Consider the following 18,026-nt stretch of genomic DNA (forward strand, 5'->3'; position numbering starts at 1 on the left):
CCACCTCACTCCCCCGCGCGCCTCCCTAAAACCTCATCACACCCTCGATTCCCGTCTCCCCTGCGACCTTCCGGAACTCCGCAAGGTCCCGGAACGGCCGGCGGGCGGCGATTGTTGCGGCCCGCTTCCGGCCGACGCCCGGAAGCCACCGGAGCGCCGTTATCGGGAGGGTGTTGACCTCCACCGGGCAGGGGAGGGCCGTCACCGACCGCATCCCCCAGTCCACCACCACGGCGTCGAGCACGGTCCTCGCCGGGAGTTCAAGAGGGATTCCGACGAGAATAGGGTATGAACCCATCTGCCGCCCGAACGACGGCTTTCCGGGGATCTCGACGACGACGTCGGAAAGGACGGTACCGACGGGGAAGACCCGGCGGAGCATCGGCTCGTCGAATTCTCGCCGGGTCCACTCCTTGAAGGCCCGGAACCGGGCATCGTGCTCCCCGAGGGTATTCTTCGTGTAGGCCGCCGTCCCCTCAAACGGCATCAGTTGCCGGATATTGACCCGCCGGACCAGAAGCCCGGCGTCGAGCGCCCGCCGGAGGAACGCCTCGTTTGCGTCGAACGTCGCCGGCGTCTCTCCCGCGAGGCCGACGATGAAGTTCAAACCCGGCAGGAGTTCAGGGACGCCGCGGGTCCGCCTCCCCCCGACGTCGTTCACCACCTCGATCGCCCGGAAGACATCGTCCGGCATGGCTTTGAGGTTGTTCGCCGCCACCACCGCCGGATCGGCGGTCTCCATGCCGAAGGCGGCGGTGTCGCCGGGGGTGTGGCCGGCCACGATGGCCGCAAGCGCCGCCCGCGCCGCGTCCTCATGCCGGGCGATGGTGCCCGGGTTGATGTTGTCGATGTGCAGGGTTGCAAGGTCGGGAGCACCTGCCCGGACGGCTGAGAAGAGGTCTTCAAGCACCTCCGGGCGCGGGACCGGGAACTCCCCGCCGGGACTCCGGTAGGCAAGAAGGTCCGGCTGCCGGCCGAGCCTGAAGTGGCGGGCGCCTGCCGCGTGGAGCGCCGCCACCTCATCCGCGATCCCCTCGATGCTGCGGTAACACGGGAGGCCGTAGAAGGGTTCGGTGCAGAAGGAGCATCCCCCGACCGTCGCACGGGAGCACCCGGTCGCGGTCTCGAGCTCGCACATCACGTAGGGGAACGCCGGGTGCCGGGCAACAATCCCGGCGCCTGCTACGGACCAGGGGTCCGTCCGGGAGTAGTCGGTGCGGCCGACGGGCTCCCCGCCCGAGAGCCAGGCATCGAGCGCGACCGCGGGAGACCCCGAGAGCGTGACGTCGAACCCGGCGATTGCCTGCCGAACCGCCTTCCTTCCGCCTTCCGGAGCATAGCCGAAGGTTATCGGCCCGCCGACGGCGGTGGTCGGTCCCCGAAGGAGGGTCCCGAGTTGCTGGACCTCCGTCAGGGTCGCCGGCTTCCCCCCGATATAGGCGCCGGGCACGGTCATCCCCGCGATCATCACCACAAGGTCGCCGCGACCGGGGCCGGCGATGAGAGCCGGGTCGGCCCGGACCTGGTCGATGGTGACGTAACGGGCGGCGTAGCCGTGCTCGGAGAGGACGCCCGCGACCTCCCGGACGTAGGGCGAGATGTAAGGGGAGACGCCGAGACACGCGGGTTCGTCGACGTAGCCGTCGACGATGAGAGCGTTAGAGGTCATACCCGATCAGGTGGAGAAGCTCTCGCGCCCAGAAGAGTTTGCCCCGCTTGACGGGGTCGACGTCCCGGTCGGAGAGGTCGAACCCGACGATCCGGACCCGCGCCGCACCGAGTTCATCGGCGGCAAAGACCGCCCGGTCGCCGTCGGTGAACCCGCCGAAGTTGTGGACGTGCGAAAGGGGGGCCGCCTGGGTGGTGGCAACGAGCGGGCCCGGGAGGAGAGGCACCCAGTGGCGGAGGAGCGGGATGTTGTCGCCGTGGGCGTGCACGACCATCACCGTCCCCTGCCGGGAGAGGTCGACGAAGACATCGGTCGCTCCGTCAAGGTCGGTGAAGACCGCGTCGGGCCGGACCCCGTGGTCCACAAGCACTTCGGCGGCGGCGTCGGCGGCGAGCACCGTTCCCTCCACCCGGTCGAGTTCCTCCGGAAGGGAGGGGGCGTTCCCGCAGACCGTGACCGTTTTATCGCGGATGAGGGCTTCAAGCAGCCCGACATCGTCCCGGCCGAAGGCAAGATCCGCAAGCAACCGGGCGGCCGCCTCGTCCGCCTCGCGCTCAAACCCGAAATACTCAAGAATTGCAGTGTAGTGAGGTTCCCAGTCCGCAAACCTCATTGTTCGTCCTCATTATCCAGGCCGACGATACTTGAGAACCGTTTGAGAATAGGATCGATGATCAGGGCGAGCAGGCCCTCTTTCTCCTTCACCATCGAGAAGTAATTGAGCGGTATCAGGGCGGCGGCCATCGTAGCGTGCCCGCCCGCTTCGCCGATAGGGCCAAAAGCCTCGGCCATCACGTTGCCGAGATGAAGCCTGATATCCTTGTTCCGGGCGGAGATGACGATGTTCTGATCGCTGATGCCGTAGACCAGTGCGGTATTTACGCCTTCAAGGTGGATCAGCATGTCGGCCGCCTGCGGGAGGGCGTCGCGGTTCCGGATGTAGCCGACGCCGGAGAAGAGGTACCCGCTCTTGATCCGCCGGTTCCGAATGGCGTTCCCGATGATCTCCACGGTCTCCTGCGATAAAGATGGGGAGGTTATCTTGTCGAGGAGCTCCGAGTCGGTCAGGGGAAGGAGAAACGCCGCGTAGTTAAGGTCCTGAGGAGTGACGTTTCTCTTGAAGTCCCTTGTATCGGCCCTGATGCCGTAGAGGAGCGCGGTGGCGACCGGTTTGCTCACCGGGATATCAAGTTCCATCAGGTACTGGGTCAGGATGCTCGCGGTGGCGCCGACCCCCGGCCGGATGTCGATGAAGTCGGCAACCGTGGAAGACTGGTCGCCGTTCTTGTGGTGGTCGATGATGATGTTGACCCGGGTGGATTTGGGGAGTTCGTTGTTCACGCCGGGTGCGGATGAGTCGACCAGAGCGATGTAGTTGCACTCTTCGAGCATCTGGGGAGTGAGCCGTTCCATCTTGATGTCCAGGAGGTTGATGAACGCCCGGTTCTCCTGGTGCCCGATATCGCCTTCGTAAACGATACGGCACAGAAGTTTGTTGTGGCTTGCGTGCCGCGCGATCATCGAGAGCGCCATGGCGCTCGATATCGAGTCGGGGTCGGGGTTTAAGTGAGTGACGATGCAGAGCGTCCCCTCCCAGCCGGCAAGCATGTCGTAGAGCCGCAGGGCGAGCCTTGAGGAGTGAAGTTTCCGGATATGATGAATGGCCGTCCGGGCCACCACTTCCTGCGGATAGAGAACGATATCGGCGCCCTCCTGCTGGAGGAGATCGACGCTGACCGGGTCGGCGGCGCGTGCGATGACATAGGTCGCCGGATACCGGTTCTTGACAGTCTTGAGCGCCGCCAGGTTTGCCTCCCGGTCGTTGGTGAGGATAAACGCGATCTCCGGTACGGGCAACCCGTCCATCAGGTTCGGGTCCTGGAGATCGCGCACAATCGCTTCGTATTTCTGATCCCGAAGATCCTCCACCCGCTTTTCGTCCTTATCGACGATGATGAGATCCTCATTCTCCTGCGCGAGTTCCTCGGCAACATTATAGCCGGTGCTCCCGCAGCCAAGAATAATGTATTTAATACGTTCTTTTGAAACGCTCTGGACTGCCTCAGGCATGCGTACAATGGTGTAACTTCTCATCTTATTAAGGGATTCCATTTCGGCGATTTTCGGGAGAGTTCCACAAGATTTATACCTTTTCCCGTGCCATACTATTAGGTCAGATGCGTGGGCCTGTAGCTTAGTTCGGCAGAGCGACGGACTCTTAATCCGTAGGCCAAGGGTTCAAATCCCTTCAGGCCCGTCGAATATTCAATTCTTCAGCATCATTTTCCTCCTACGCAGGTGATGATCTTCCCTGCGATTACCGGGACCGCCTTGAGGTCACGGCGGGGCGCCCGGTCGCCCCGCCGGGCCTCACCTGCACCATGATATCTCACAGGATGCCGGTTGCTATAATGATAACGGGACGCAAGGAGGCACATGTATGCCGCTGTTATATATATCCTGCTCCGACGGCAAATTCGGGAGAGACCTTGTGCAGGGGAGAGAGGCCGGGACCCTGGAGCCCCGTCCCGTAACAGGGGGTGCGGGGGGGACGGCGGGATCGGAAAAAGAGAATTTTTGAGGATATGCCGCGTTCCGCCGGAGAGTTATACCTGACCACTCTTGACGAGATCGTCGAGGATCTTCTTGATATCGATCCAGAGAATGAGCCCGGTCCCCTGTCGACCCCTCTCATCGGCCTGCTTCCGGTCATCCTCATCTTTTGTAAATTTGATGATCCCCTTAACGAAGGTGTGGACCCCGGAGGAGAGCCCTTCATCCACCATCTCTATATCGCTCTCGGCCACCTGGATGACGCTGTACACATCGTCCACGATGATGCCGAGGTTCGACCCCCCGGTAGCCTCGGCAACAAGGACGATGATCTTCGGGTTGTTTCCCGATGTTCCCGGGATCCGGATCAACTGTTTCAGGTCGATGACGGTGGTGATCTCTCCCCGGAGATTCATGATGCCGGCGATATAGTCCGGCGCCCGGGGGATGCGAGCGATGGGCATCATCTCCACGATCTCCCGGGCAAACCGGATATCCATCGCATACAGTTCCTGCCCCAGCTCGAACTCGACGACGTCGGTCATGCTCCCGGCCTCACTGGAACCTGAACGCCGCGACTCTCCCGCGGAGGTGCTGGGCCATCTGCCGGATCTCGTTTGAGGCGCTGGCAACCTCCTCGGTCGAGGCGGACGACTCTTCGGCAAGCGCCGCGAGGTTCTCCATGCCTTTCTCGCTCTCGCGGATCAGGGTGAAGACCTCGTCGACGCTCTTCGTGACGGCGTTCGTCGCATCGGCCTGGTTCTCCGTTGCCCGGGAGATATCCGAGATGCCGCTGACTGCACCGTTGACATCGGTGACCATTTGATTCAGGGCGTCGATGGTCCTCTGCACGCTCTGAATCCCGCCGAGGATCTCCGTGTGAGCCTCCCGCATCGCCTCGGCGGTCTTTCCGCTGCTTGTGGTGACGCCGCTGATCACCTCCTCGATCTGACGGGTCGCGTTCTTCGACTCCCCGGCAAGGTTCCGGACCTCGCCTGCAACGACCGCAAACCCGCGGCCGTGCTCTCCGGCCCGGGCGGCCTCGATTGCGGCGTTGAGCGCGAGAAGATTGGTCTGATTGGCGATATCGGTGATGAGCTTGACGATGTGGCTGATATCCTGCATCTTCGCATTCAAGTTCGTGATCTCCCCGACGGCTCGCTCGGAGATCTGCTGCACCGCCTGCATCTTCATACTCGCCTCGTTGCCGAGTCCGACGGCGGATTCTCCGTCTTTTGCGACATTCATGGAAAGGTCCCGGGCCTCCTGGGCGGTACTGGCAATCTCCTCGATGGCGGCGGAGAGATCGCCGACCTCCCGCGTGACCTGTTCGAGCTGCAGAAGTTGCTCTTTTGAGCCGTCGGAGGTTGATTGCGCGGTGTTCGCCACCTGCTGGGATGCGCGGGCGATCTCGTCGGCTCCCTTCCCGACATCCTCGATGGCGTGTTCGAGGGCGTCCGTCTGTTCGAGGGTGTGCTGGAGGAAGTCTCTCAGACTATTGAGCGCCTCGTTCAGGTCTTTCTTGACCTCATCCAGCGGATCATTCGCATGGGTTGGCGCCGGTCGGGTCAGATCGCCGGCGGCGATCGCGCTGAGGCTCTCCGCGAGCTCCCCGATACTCTCATGGAGCTGCTCTTCAAGGGTTCGTTTTTCCGTGACGTCGTTGTAGACGGTGAGCACGTTCACGATATCTCCCTTCTTATCGAAAAGGGGAATATTATAGCGCTCGACGATGCGGATACCCGCCGGGAACTCGAGGGTGGCCTCGCCCCTGCTGTCCTTGCGGCTCCTCACCGTGTCCGCGACGCCCTCCCCGGACTGGTTGATGTAGTTGAAGTCCCGGACGGTGAGGTGAGCGCCCTGCTCTTCGGAGAAACCGCTCATCTCCTGGAAAGCCCTGTTGACCACCCGTATGGTCAGGTCCGGGTTCCAGAGGAGGATCGGCATCGGGTTCTCCTGAACGATCGCGTCCGACTGCTGTTGAAGCACCTGGAGTCGCTCCATCTCCAGTTTTTGATCGGTGATGTTCTGGTAGACGGTCATCACGCTCTCAACGCCGCCGGCCCCGTCGGGGAGCGGGATGCTATAGCAGATGAACGTGAAAATGCCATTCGGAAGGGTGACCGTCACCTCCCGGGACGACGACCGGCTCGTCCTGAAGGCGTCCACCACCTCCTCGCCCGACCGGCTGAAGTCCCTGAGCGCCATGGACCCGCCTTTCGTTCCGCTGTAGCCGGTAACCTGCAGAAATGCTTTGTTCACCGCCGTTACGTGCAGATCCCGGTCCCAGAGGACGGTGGGCATCGGGTACTCCTGAAAGATGATCTCTGCCTGCTGTCGACTTCCCTCCAACGGGTCAAGGGAGGGAGGTGCCGCTTGTTCGTCTGTTATCATGGTCAACCTCGTGTGCGAATGCATGCACCTCCTGTGAACTCCACCGGGGGCCCAGCAGGTGCCGAACAGATCCAGCCCCGCCGTGGGTCACGTGAACTAACCGGGGTTAACGGGAGTCGCGGCTGAGCATTCCGGTTACGGTATGTGGCGATCATTCCATCCCACCCCAGGATGGTTCAGATCCCGCACGAAGACGGGTAGGAGCGCTGTGTTTACCTCGCTAATACAGGTGGGTCCTCATGTTGCCCTTAAAACAGATCTTATGCCGTGCATATTCGCCCGGCGTTATAAAATGTTCATGAATGGGTACGATAAATTATCAGTGCGCCAGGATCGTTGCTACATGGTCAACACCCGCACGGACCACAGCATCTCAAAGGTGCTCGACACCTTAAAGGAACACCCGGAAGGGTTGAGCATCACCGATCTTGCGGTTTTGCTCTCGATGAACAGAAACTCCGCCTCAAAATATCTCGATATACTGCAGAGGCAGGGGTCCATCGACATGCGCCAGATCGGCGTAGCCAAAATCTACTACCCGACCCGGCGCCTCCCGGTCGCTGCCGTCCGCCGCTTTTGCTCACAAAATCTCATCGTCGTTGACCACAACCTGGAAATCCTGGAGGTGTCCGACACGCTCGCGGGACTCATCGGAATGTTGCCGGAAGTTCTCACCGGTAAACCGGTCCAGGACCTGTTTTTCAGCCTGAACCCCTCCGACGATATCATTCTTTCGCTCAGGAGGGCACTCCGGGGGGAAGAAGAAACCTTCATCTGGCACCTGCCGGGTACCGGAGGATCGAACCGCCGCATCTTCCTGATCCCCACCGTGCTCGAGTCCGGACGACCTGCGGTCTCACTTGTAATAGAAGAACTCCGGGAGACAGGCGGCACGGAGGAGGCACGCCACCTCAAGACGCTTCGCGAAAAGGCACTCCAGGAAGACCAGATCGAAGGCATCGTCCGTGTCTCCCCCGACGGATGCGTCAGATGGACCAACGATGCCTACTGCCGGGTGACAGGAAAGAGCCGGGAAGAGATCATCGGGCGGGTATTCCGACCGCTCCTTATCGCGGGCGGCGGGGCGGCGTGGAGGGAGTTTGTTCGAAGCCTCACGCCGGGCAACCCGACCGCGACGATCGACTGCGAGATGATCGTGCCGGACGGAAGCGTTCAGTGGTACCGGTGGAGGGGGCGGGCCCTCTGCGACGCTGACGGCAGAGTGATCGAGTACCAGTACCTCTGCTTTTCGATCCACGAATGCAGGATGCTCGAGGACTCTCTGCGCTGGCGCCAGCAGAGCCTTGAAGAGCAGATGAGCACCCGAACGGCCGCACTCAGGGAGAGCGAGGGGTGGTTTCGGGCAATCTTTGAGGAATCTCCGGTCGGAATAGCGTTCTGCAATAGAGACAGCACCGTACTTCACGTCAATCAAGCGTTTGCTACGATCTTCGGCGTCAAAAACCGCGAGGAGATGGTAGGGCGAAACGTCGCCTCCATCCTGAACACGCCCCGGGAGATGCTGCAGCGCCTGAAAGGTGGGGCAGCGGTCAGGTTCACCGTACCCTATTCCGGGAAGGAAGACCCGCACCTAGGCATGAGGAAAACAGAGAGTCCGGAGACGATCTGCCTGGACGGAGTGGCGTCGCCGATATCCGGGGAAGACGGCGTGTCATCCGGGTTTGTGCTGCAACTTTGTAACGTGACGGAGAGAAAGAAAGCAGAAGACGCCGTGAAGAAGGCCGAATCACGGTATCGAAACCTCCTTGAGGCACTGGCCGAAGGCGTCGTCTATCTCGGGGCGGACGACAGGATAATCGACGCCAATCCTGTCACCGAACGGATACTCGGGTATTCGCTCTCGGAGATGCGGGGCAGAACCTGCGGTGAACTCCGGTGGCGGGTTCTCTGCGAGGACGACTCTGAATGCACAAAAGATCTGCTCCCGCATACGACGGCCCTGGCAACCGGCATACCGGAGAGAAAGACGCTCGGCATCTTCAACCCCCGGGAGAGGAGATATCATTGGCTCGATACTCTCGCTATTCCTCGATTCAGACCAGGAGACGCGAAACCGTTTCAGATAGTCGTTGTATTCAGCGACATCACCGGGCAAAGGGAGGTCGAGGAGATGCACAGGGAGACCGAGAACCGATACAGGACGCTTGTGGAGTCGTTGCCGGACGTCGTCTTCCTGCTCGACCCGGAGGGACATGTACTCCATGTCAACGCGCCCGGAGTACGCATGTTGCATCGCCTTTCGGAGGAAGTCATCGGAAAGGAACTCCCGGATCTCTTTCCGGACGACCCGGGCGAGGAGTATCGCCGGAGCATTGCATCGGCGGTCGCCACCGGCACGATCAAAACCAGCGTAAACCGGCTGCAATTGCCCGACGGCGAAACCTGGTACGATACGCGGTTCATCCCGGTCAGGGCACAGGACGGGACGTGCCGACAGGTCATGGGCGTCGCACGCGACATTACCGCACAGATGCGGGCCGAAGAGACCTCGCGTAAGAACGCCGGGTGGTTCCGGAGCATCTACGAGGACTCCCCCATCGGGATTGCGGTCTGCGACCCCGAGGGGTTGCTGCTTCACGCCAACCGGGCCTGTCTCGAACTATTCGGGATTTCCCGCGAGGATGAGATCCGGGGAACCGGTCTCCGGGAGGTCTGCAGGAAGATCGGGAACGATGACGTACAGGTATCCGGAAACACAGCGACCCCGTTTGAGTGCCTCCTCGACTTCGATCAGGTCGCGAATCAGGGTCTCCTCCCGACGGCCCGAACCGGGTCCATTCACATCGGAGGTGTCATCCGCCCGCTCAGGTCGCAGGAAGGCGGGCTCCCGGAGGGATACCTTGTCCAGGTACGCGACGTCACCACCCGTGTTCTGGCCGAGGGGGCGCTCCGGGAGTCACACGATCATCTGGCACGCATCGCCCGGCACCTGCCCGACGCTATGTTTGCAATCGATCAGAAGGAAGTCGTCACCGTCTGGAACCTCGCAATGGAGGACCTGACCGGGATTCCCGCAGAAGAGATGCTCGGCAAAGGGAACTATGAATATGCACTCCCGTTCTACGGACAGCGGGTCCCCATGCTTATAAATAAAGTGTTAAAGCCGGACCAGGTGATCTGGAACCGATACCGCTCCATCACCTATGCCGAGGGCAACGGCATCACCGCAGAGACCATGCTGTCGCCCAATCATGGTGATACGCCGCGATTATGGTGGCTTAAGGCCGTCCCGCTCTACGACGGCCAGGGAGAGGTTGTCGGGGCCATCGAGTCGATCCGGGACGTAACGGAACAGAGGCTGGGCGAAGAGGTTTTGAGAAAGGAGAAAACCTTCGCGAGCACGGCTCATGAAATACTCCGGCGGATTCCCGCCCTCAACGTCCAGGAACACAGAACGTGGCAGAACAGCCGGTGCTGATACTGGAAAGGGGCAGGGCCATACACTCTCCCCTACGGGATGTGGTCCCGATAAACAGTCAGTATCTCTACAACGCTCCCCTCTTCATCCATGATAGGAGCGCTGAAGCGAAGCATGGTACGGGCCCCCGCAGGGAAGTCCAAATGGACTTCTTCAACGACCGTCTGCCTCGACCGGATCACATCCGCAATCTTCCAGGCGGTCGGATCGAATGACTCAAAGTCACGGGCACGCATCGACTCCACGGTTCTCCGCTCGAAGCCCGTCGCCTGCAGGAACGCTTTGTTTACGGTCCGGATACGCAGTCCCGGACTCCAGAGAACGACATACAGGGAATTCTTCCGGATCATCGGAGACGATGACCGGGCTATGGGAGGCGGACGATTCGCTCTGCGGGGGTCCCTTACCAGGACCAGGGTCACACCGGGAACCTCGGCACGAACGGCCTCCACGGTGACTTCCGCACAAAAAGACGTGCCGTCGGCCCGTCTGCACTGCCAGGTAAACTGCCGGGGCCCCCCCTGCATCGAATCCAGGATGCGGGCATCGATCGTCTCTCCCCCACCCGGCTGTACCGGCGGCAGGAACCGGGAAAGGTTCTGCCCGGAGACCGCGTCCCGCCCGCCGACGCCGAAGAACTCCGCGGCAGCGGCATTCGCATCGATACACCTGCCGTCTTTAACCAGCAGCGCCGCATCGGGCAGGGTGTGCAGTACTGCCCGGTACCAGGGTTTATCATCTTCCAGCGTAGATCGCTCACGACGCATGTTACGTACCCGACCTCCGTTCTCTCCGGCATCAGGCGAACACCGGAGGTCCGGCTTCCGCCGTGATGTACTCCTGTCCGACCCGTCCCTCTCCCGACTCTTCTCGAACAACTAACCAGTCGTCCTGATAGATTCCCGGGAAAGTGCTTTAAATGTCAGATTTGCCAGGCAAAGGTGCTGAACACTACGCCAAGGCAGGTCGCAGAATAAAAAAACGGTATTAGATCGGAACCGGGCACGCCGGAACATCTCCGCAAATAACCCGGCAATCGCGGGTGCCGGAGGACCGGCCGAGAGGCAGCAGATCGACGCGACAACAGCACCTCACCGGCAGAGACCGTGTTCTGCCGTTAGTTCATCATCGTCGGATGCGTCTCCGGTCGGGTTGAAACGCCAGGGTCACCGCCCGATCTTTAAGAGCATCTCTTCAAGTGTCGGGTAGTGGGACTCGATCCGCTCGACCGTCGCGCCGTCTGCCGCGAGCGTCGCGGTCGTCCGGTTCAACTCCTCGATGGAGCATGCTTCGGCGAAGTACCGGCCGTCGGAAGCGGTGTAATCGGCCGATGCCGTGAAAGCCGCCGGATCGGGTATCCGGAAGAAGACCCGGTAGGTGATCGAGCCGAAGGTCTCCCGGAGTTCGGGCATGGTCCCTCCGGCCACCACCCTCCCCCGGCGCAGGATCAGCACGAGGTCGCAGGCCTCCTCCACCTGGAAGAGGTTATGGGCCGAGAAGACCACCGTCTTTCCCCGGTCGCGGAGGGCTTTGATGTAGTCGAGCACCGACCGGGAGGTCATGGGGTCGAGACCGGAGGTCGGCTCGTCGTAGATGAGCAGCCCGGGGTCATGCATCAGCGACCTCGCAAGGGCAACCTTCCGCTTCATCCCCTTTGAGAGTTCCCCGATCTTCTTTCCGTCCGGTTCAAGCGCGAGCGAAGCGAGGAGGTCGTCTCTCCGGGTCCTGATGGCCGCCTTCGGAAGGCCGTAGATCTCGCCGAAGAACGTTAAGTAGGCATCCGTGGTCATCGTCTCGTAGAGCCGGGACTCCTCGGGAAGGTAACCCAGGTTCTGCTTCAGGTCGAACGGTCTTCTCGCGACATCGATCCCGTCGATGACGAGGCTTCCTGCCGTCGGTGCGACGAGGCCGGCCATGATCTTCAAGAGCGTCGTCTTGCCGGCCCCGTTATGCCCGATCACCCCGAGGATCTGCGCGTCGTCGAGGTCGAAGGTAACGCCGTCGAGGGCCGGGAAGTCGCCGTAGTGTTTGACAAGAGAGCGGGCGGCAATCATCGAAGTTCCATATAGTTCCGATGACTACTAATAGGTTGCTGCACAGAGGTAGAACTCTCTCCGACGCCCTCAAGGATTACCATGAGTTTCGCTTCCTCCATCCGGACGATCGCCACCTGGGAGATAAGCCAGTCGATGACCACCATGGGAAGACATGTCCTGCCGCTTGCGGCCGGGCTGCTCGTCCTCCTCGTCCTGGCGACCGCGTTTGCCGCCCAGAGCGGCGTCCATATGCAGGACGGCATCTATCGCATCGGCATCGACGACCCCGACGTCGCCCGGATCGTCGCCCAGGACAACCGCTTTACCGCTTATCTCGACGCCGGCCCCGCCCTCCGGGAGAACCGGTTCGCGTACGACCTGATCGTCCTGGACGGGGAAATCTATGCCGCCGACACGGAGAAGGGACGGGCGGCTCTGACGGCGCTCGAACGCGACTACGAGGCTTACGTCTCTTACGTGGCTGCAAAAGAGCCAGACCTCTTCGCTGCCTACCCGCTCTGGATCGACCTTGAGTACGTGAAGAGCGAACTCGACTTTCAGACGACCCAGAGCGGGCAGCGGGTCGGCACCCCGCCGGACTCCCGGGTGCCCCCCGCCCCTTCCGGCCCGGTCGAGGCGGCGACTCTCCCTCCGTCGGCCATGCCGGTCTCCGAGGACGATCTCCGGGAGCAACTCACCGGGACGGAGAGCGACAACCCGCTCGCCCGCTACACCGGCATCTTCTCGGAAGGCGGAGGAGAAGACCGGCTCCAGACGCCGGCGGAACTCTCCCCGCCGCTCCCCCTGGACTCCATCGTCCTCATCTTCGTCTTCATCTTCCCCCTCTACTTCACCTCCCAGTTCTTCATGATGAGCGTGATGAACGAGCGGGTGGGGCGGGCCGGGGAGGCGCTCCTCTCCACCCCCATCCGGCCGTCTGCGATCATCATCGGAAAAGGTCTTCCCTATTTCACGGTCATGCTCCTTATCGCGGCCGCCATCACCCTCTTCGTCGGTGCGCCGCTCGCGATCCTCATCCCGCTCATCCCGGTCGTCCTTTTCTTCCTCGCAAGCGCCCTGATCATCGGGATGGCCGCCCGGAGCTTCAAGGAACTCTCGTTTATTTCCATCTTTTTCTCGACCCTCGCGACGTCGTACCTCTTCTTCCCGACGGTCTTTGCAAACACCCACGTCATCAGCATCATCTCCCCCCTCACCCTGGTCATCCTTGAACTCCAGGGCGAAGGGTTTACTGCCATGGAGTATGTCTACTCGACCGCGCTCTTCTTTGCTACAAGCGCCATCCTCTTCTACGTCGGCACCGTAAATTTCCGGGAAGAGCGGCTGTTTTCAGAAAATTCCCTCGTATCGAGGTTCACTGACTTCATTGCCGATATGATCGGCCGCGATCACCCTTATGTCTCGCTCTTCCTCCTTGCCGTCTTCACGATACCGTTCGTCTTTATGGCCCAGATGATGACGCTCGTCCTCTTCTTCAACATCCCGATGCCGATCTCCCTCATCCTCCTGATCGTCTTTGCGGCGTTCATCGAAGAGTTCGCGAAATCCCTGGGAATCTATGCGATCGCGCGGGAACGCCCGGGTTTTCTCACGGCAAAAAATCTGCTCGCCGGGGCCGTAGCCATCGGTTTCGGGTTCCTTGTCGGGGAAAAACTCCTCCTCTTTGCCACACTCGCCCAGATCACCGAGTCGATCTTCGGGAGCATCCTCTTCCTCTCCCTCCAGGTGCTCTGGATGCCGCTCCTCCTCCACATCGCCGGGGTGCTGATCACCGGCACCTTCCTCCTGCTCTGGGGGCGGCGCGCCTACGTGCCCGGGCTCGTCGCGGCGAGCGTTGTGCACAGTCTCTATAACCTCTACTTCATCACGGGGGCACTCGGATGAACGCGCACCGTATTGGTCTTGTCGCGAAGAAAGAACTCGCCGGGCTCTCGGCGGAGAAGACGATCGTCTTTGCCGTCCTCCTGCAGGTCTTCATCGCTATGTTCTCCTCGTTTCTGCTGGTGGGGCTCACCACCATGTACGACCCGGAGGCGCTCGAAGGCTACTCGACGGCCACCTACGGCATCGGCTACGCCGGGGCGGACTCACCGCTCATCGATGAGTTTGAGAGGAGAGACGACCTCATCCTTCACCGGATGGACCTCGACCGGGCGCTTTCAGCACTCCGCGAGCGAGAGGTGGCGGCAGTGGTCTATGTCCCGGATACGCCGCCGGACGCAGAAGAACCGGTTAAGATCACGCTCTACCTCGTCCGAAACGACCTGCAGTCGAGCATCATCAACGTCAAAGTAAAAGAGGTCCTCCAGGACTACGAGAAGGAACTCCGGGAAGTCCGGGCCGACCGGATGACTTCCTTTCCCGTCGGGCTGAACTTCCCCGAATCGGGAAACGACGAGAACTTCTTTGAGTTTGTCTACGGTCTCCTCATCCCTCTGCTCGTTCTCCTCCCGGCGATCATATCGGCGGCCCTGATCATCGACCTCATCACCGAGGAGTACCAGCGCCGGACCCTCGAGACGCTCATGTCGACGCCGGTCACGTTCACGGAGATGATCTGGGGAAAGATCGCCGCCTGTGCTGTCCTGGTCCCGGTCCAGGCCGGGGCGTGGCTCTTCCTCCTCGGGTTAAACGGCATCGCGGTCAATAACGCCGTCGCAATCCTCCTCCACGCATCGACAGTCGGGTTCTTCCTCATCCTCCTTGCAGCCCTCGTGGCACTTCACTACCGCGAGCGGACCAGCGCCCAGTTCATCTTCTCGACGGCACTCGTCGTGGTCCTTCTCGTTGTCATGGCCGTCCCCCGCAATCCCTTAAACCTTATGGTCCGGCTCGCGGTGGACACCGCCGGCCCGGTCCACTGGCTTGTTCTGGCACTGGCCGCAGGCGGAACGGTTCTCCTCGGATGGATCGCGACGGTCTACGCCCGGCGCATCGGAGAAGGGGCCCCGGAAATCCGGTGAGGGGAGGGGGTCGGGATGTACCCGTCATCCCGCGGATTTTCATCCATGACAAAGTATATACTGGATATTATGTAATTTAGGCTATCGATGACCCACCTCCGTTACCTCAATACGACCTGTGCAGTCTGCGGGGAGACCTGCCGGTTCACCATCCCCGAAGCCGCCGCGAACGTCGGGTCGCGGGACCTCGACACCCGCCCCGCCGAACCCCTCCGGTCCACCATCTATGCATGGGTGAAGCGGTGCCCTTCCTGCGGCTACTGCGCCCCGGACCCGGGCAAAGCCCCGGAGGGTGCGGCCGACGTGGTGAAACTCCCGCGTTACCGGGTGCAGCTCGACTCCCGGAGATTCCCGGAGATTGCAAACACCTTCCTCTGCTGGTCGATCATCCAGGAAGAACTCGGCGCCCCCGCTCGGGCTGCGTGGGCATCCCTCCACGCGGCCTGGACCTGCGACGACGAAGGGGAAGACGTGCCCGCCCGGATCTGCCGGAGACGTGCCGCCGACCTCCTGCAGCGGGCGTGGGAGCGGGGCGAACGCCTGGCCCATCAGGAGGGGGCGGACGAGGCGCTCCTCACGGACCTGCTCCGCAGGTCGGGGAGGCTCCGGGAAGCCCGCGCCGTGGCAAAAGAGGTCCTGCTACGGAACCCGGAGCCCGTCATAGCCGACATCATGCGGTTCCAGGTGCAGCTGTCGACCGCATCGGATCGGAACGCCCACACCGTCGCCGAGGCCCGGCGGTTCAAGCAGCCGACGCCGCTCTGACCGGGCAACCGGGGGACCCCCACCATTTGTATACTGTTCCGCCGATACAGTAAGCAATGGATATCACGATACTCTCCCCCGGTATCTATACCTACGGCGCCATGCTGATCGGCGGCGTCCTCCGCGACGCGGGCCACCGGGTGACCCTCACCCGAACGCCCGCCGCTCCGGCCACTCCAATCCTGCTCATGAGCCTCTTCTCGACCCAGCACCTCCTCGATCCCGCTATCCGGGATCTGGTCCGGACCCACCGCGAGCAGGGGGGGGCGGTCTACGTCGGGGGGCCGGTATCGGCCGCACCGGAAATGGTGCTCGGGGAGCTCGGCCCCGACGCGGTGGTCGTCGGCGAAGGGGAGGAGACGGTGGTCCGCCTCGTCACCGAGGGAGTCTCGACTATCCTCCCCGGGATCGCCTACCTCGACGGCGACCGGGTGGTCGTGACGCCGCCCGCACCGCCAGCGCCGATCGACCGGCCGCTCCCCCTGATCCCGGAAGACATCGGGAGCCAGAGCATCCGGGGCGCGAGCGCCTACATCGAGACCCACCGGGGGTGCATCGGGGGATGCACCTTCTGCCAGGTGCCCCGGTTCTTCGGGAGAGCGGTCCGGAGCCGGCCGCTTGCAAGCATCGTCGAGGAGGTGAAGGCTTTTGCGGCGCACGGCGCCACACGGCTCTCGGTCTCCGGGGGGACCGGATCGCTCTACGGCTCTCACAACGGGGAGATGAACCCGGAAGCCTTCATCGGCCTCCTTCGCGGGATGGCCGGGGTGATGGGGCCGCGGAACGTCTCTTCTCCCGACATCCGCGTCGACTGCATCACCGATGAGGTCCTGGACGCCATCCGGCGGTATACCATCGGGTGGGTCTTCTTCGGGATCGAGTCGGGGAGCGACCGGGTGCTCCGGATGATGGGCAAGGGTGCGACCGTGCGGCAGGTCGAGGAAGCGGTGGAGCGGTGCCGGGAGCACAACCTCAGGGTTGCGGGAAGTTTCATCGTCGGTTACCCCGGAGAGACGGAGCGGGACTACGAGGCGACAAAAGACCTGATCGCCCGTCTCTCTCTCGACGACGTCTTCATAAGCAGCGCCGAACCCATTCCCGGGACACCGCTTGCCGCCCTCGCGGCAAGGACGCCACGGGAGAAGAACCCGTCTTTTATTCCCCATACCGGGGAGTACCGGGCGTTGAACCTCACGGAGAGCGAGGCCCGGTGCTTTGACCTGATGATGCATGCCGATATGTACCGCCCGCAGATCCGGCTCGTGACCGAAGAAGTCTACGCCGCGTACCTCGCCGAGGCAAGGAAGCAGGGGCAGGATATCAGGGCGGCGACCGAACTCATTCTCCGCTACGCCCGGGACCGGACGTAAAGTCCGGGACGGCAACCCCTCCCCCGCTACGTTGCAATATTCCGATCCCGTCCTATTCGGGAAACTCTTAAGTATCTTCGATCCTCTACCCCCCATGCCTTGAGGGGGTATCCCCTTCGCCAAGGCGGGAACACACTGGAGGTGCAGAAGGATGGTTGAGAGACAGGCAGGGTCGGTGCTGGAAACCCGACCGAGAACGGAAGGGGCAATGAACCTGATGCGCACAGACGACATCAGGGATCTCAAAGCACAGAACCCGGAAGGAGAAAACCTCGGTGAGGTCGGAGACATCGCGATCGACCGCGATACCGGGTGCATCGCGTATGCGGTGCTCTCGTACGGCGGAATCCTCGGATTCGGCGAGAAACATTTCGCCATTCCCTGGGAAGCGATTCGCATCCGGCCTGAAGAGGGGATCGCCGTCATCGATGCGGATAAACAGACATTTGAGAGTAATTCCGGATATATCAGGGACAGAATTCCCCGGGAAGGAGACTGGAGTCTGGTCCGGACAGTCCCGGCGGCGGCAGCGACGGCAGCGACAGCGGCGACCGCAGCGAAATCGATGCGCCGAGAAGAGGAGAGAGATATCCCGCAGCCCGCCGTTCAGACGGTTGCAGCCGGCTGGGGAGGGCAGCAGAAGGCGCATCCGGCTGAAGAGGCCGGGAGGGAATATCCGGCGGAGAGGGAGGCGCACGCTCCGACGCCCGAACCCACGATGGGGACCAGGGAGAGAGCGGGAGCAGAACGCCCGGTTACAGCGACCGGGAAGCCGTCTCTCGCGCACCTCTCCGCCGCAGACCTGCAGACATACCT

General features: G+C 62.0%; 13 protein-coding genes and 1 tRNA gene. 7 read left to right on the forward strand and 7 right to left on the reverse strand.

Annotation, left to right across the window (positions count from 1 at the left end; all coding sequences use genetic code 11):
• Positions 1 to 25 precede the first annotated feature (25 nt).
• Genes BP737_RS13280 through BP737_RS13290 form a run of 3 tightly spaced genes read right to left on the reverse strand, consistent with a single transcriptional unit; the run spans position 26 to position 3,739 of the window.
• On the reverse strand, positions 26 to 1,669 hold the full coding sequence (locus BP737_RS13280; RefSeq protein ID WP_292407271.1) for a radical SAM protein: 1,644 nt from the start codon (positions 1,667 to 1,669) through the stop codon (positions 26 to 28).
• Positions 1,659 to 2,282 carry a 6-hydroxymethylpterin diphosphokinase MptE-like protein gene (locus BP737_RS13285; RefSeq protein ID WP_292407268.1) on the reverse strand — a complete coding sequence of 208 codons (624 nt, stop codon included), beginning with the start codon at positions 2,280 to 2,282 and terminating at the stop codon, positions 1,659 to 1,661. Before BP737_RS13285 ends, BP737_RS13280 begins: the two co-directional genes overlap by 11 nt.
• On the reverse strand, positions 2,279 to 3,739 hold the full coding sequence (locus BP737_RS13290) for a DHH family phosphoesterase (RefSeq protein ID WP_292407264.1): 1,461 nt from the start codon (positions 3,737 to 3,739) through the stop codon (positions 2,279 to 2,281). The genes BP737_RS13285 and BP737_RS13290 overlap by 4 nt, the downstream gene beginning before the upstream one ends.
• Before the next feature lie 113 nt (positions 3,740 to 3,852).
• Between BP737_RS13290 and BP737_RS13295 the strand changes: the two genes are divergently transcribed.
• Positions 3,853 to 3,926, forward strand: a tRNA-Lys gene (locus BP737_RS13295).
• Between the two features lie 349 nt (positions 3,927 to 4,275).
• On the opposite strand, the gene BP737_RS13300 is transcribed toward BP737_RS13295, so the two are convergent.
• Positions 4,276 to 4,767, reverse strand: a complete 492-nt coding sequence (locus BP737_RS13300; RefSeq protein ID WP_292407262.1) for a chemotaxis protein CheW — start codon at positions 4,765 to 4,767, stop codon at positions 4,276 to 4,278.
• Positions 4,768 to 4,777: 10 nt separating this feature from the next.
• Complete coding sequence (locus BP737_RS13305) at positions 4,778 to 6,616, reverse strand: methyl-accepting chemotaxis protein (RefSeq protein ID WP_292407259.1); 1,839 nt, start codon at positions 6,614 to 6,616, stop codon at positions 4,778 to 4,780.
• Positions 6,617 to 6,938: 322 nt separating this feature from the next.
• On the opposite strand from BP737_RS13305, the gene BP737_RS13310 reads away from it, so the two are divergent.
• Positions 6,939 to 10,055 carry a PAS domain-containing protein gene (locus BP737_RS13310; protein ID WP_342686260.1) on the forward strand — a complete coding sequence of 1,039 codons (3,117 nt, stop codon included), beginning with the start codon at positions 6,939 to 6,941 and terminating at the stop codon, positions 10,053 to 10,055.
• Between the two features lie 32 nt (positions 10,056 to 10,087).
• Here the strand turns inward: BP737_RS13310 and BP737_RS13315 are convergent, their stop codons facing one another.
• Complete coding sequence (locus tag BP737_RS13315; RefSeq protein WP_292407253.1) at positions 10,088 to 10,822, reverse strand: PAS domain-containing protein; 735 nt, start codon at positions 10,820 to 10,822, stop codon at positions 10,088 to 10,090.
• Between the two features lie 399 nt (positions 10,823 to 11,221).
• Positions 11,222 to 12,109, reverse strand: coding sequence for an ABC transporter ATP-binding protein (locus BP737_RS13320; RefSeq protein WP_292407250.1), 888 nt, complete (start codon positions 12,107 to 12,109; stop codon positions 11,222 to 11,224).
• Between the two features lie 81 nt (positions 12,110 to 12,190).
• Here BP737_RS13320 and BP737_RS13325 point away from each other — a divergent pair, with 81 nt between their 5' ends.
• The 5 genes from BP737_RS13325 to BP737_RS13345 form a co-directional block, all read left to right on the forward strand.
• The gene (locus BP737_RS13325) at positions 12,191 to 13,996 is read left to right on the forward strand and encodes a PrsW family intramembrane metalloprotease (RefSeq protein ID WP_292407247.1); all 1,806 of its coding nucleotides are present in this window, start codon (positions 12,191 to 12,193) and stop codon (positions 13,994 to 13,996) included.
• Positions 13,993 to 15,075, forward strand: a complete 1,083-nt coding sequence (locus BP737_RS13330; RefSeq protein WP_292407244.1) for an ABC transporter permease — start codon at positions 13,993 to 13,995, stop codon at positions 15,073 to 15,075. Before BP737_RS13325 ends, BP737_RS13330 begins: the two co-directional genes overlap by 4 nt.
• An 87-nt stretch (positions 15,076 to 15,162) precedes the next feature.
• The gene (locus tag BP737_RS13335) at positions 15,163 to 15,840 is read left to right on the forward strand and encodes a hypothetical protein (RefSeq protein ID WP_292407242.1); all 678 of its coding nucleotides are present in this window, start codon (positions 15,163 to 15,165) and stop codon (positions 15,838 to 15,840) included.
• 56 nt (positions 15,841 to 15,896) lie between these two features.
• Positions 15,897 to 17,210, forward strand: a complete 1,314-nt coding sequence (locus tag BP737_RS13340; RefSeq protein ID WP_292407239.1) for a methyl-coenzyme M reductase glutamine C-methyltransferase — start codon at positions 15,897 to 15,899, stop codon at positions 17,208 to 17,210.
• 151 nt (positions 17,211 to 17,361) lie between these two features.
• Positions 17,362 to 18,026, forward strand: a 665-nt coding sequence (locus tag BP737_RS13345; protein ID WP_292407235.1) for a PRC-barrel domain-containing protein, incomplete at its 3' end; no start/stop codon positions are given.

Source organism: Methanoculleus sp. UBA291 (assembly GCF_002499755.1).
Classification (GTDB): Archaea; Halobacteriota; Methanomicrobia; order Methanomicrobiales; family Methanoculleaceae; genus Methanoculleus; species Methanoculleus palmolei.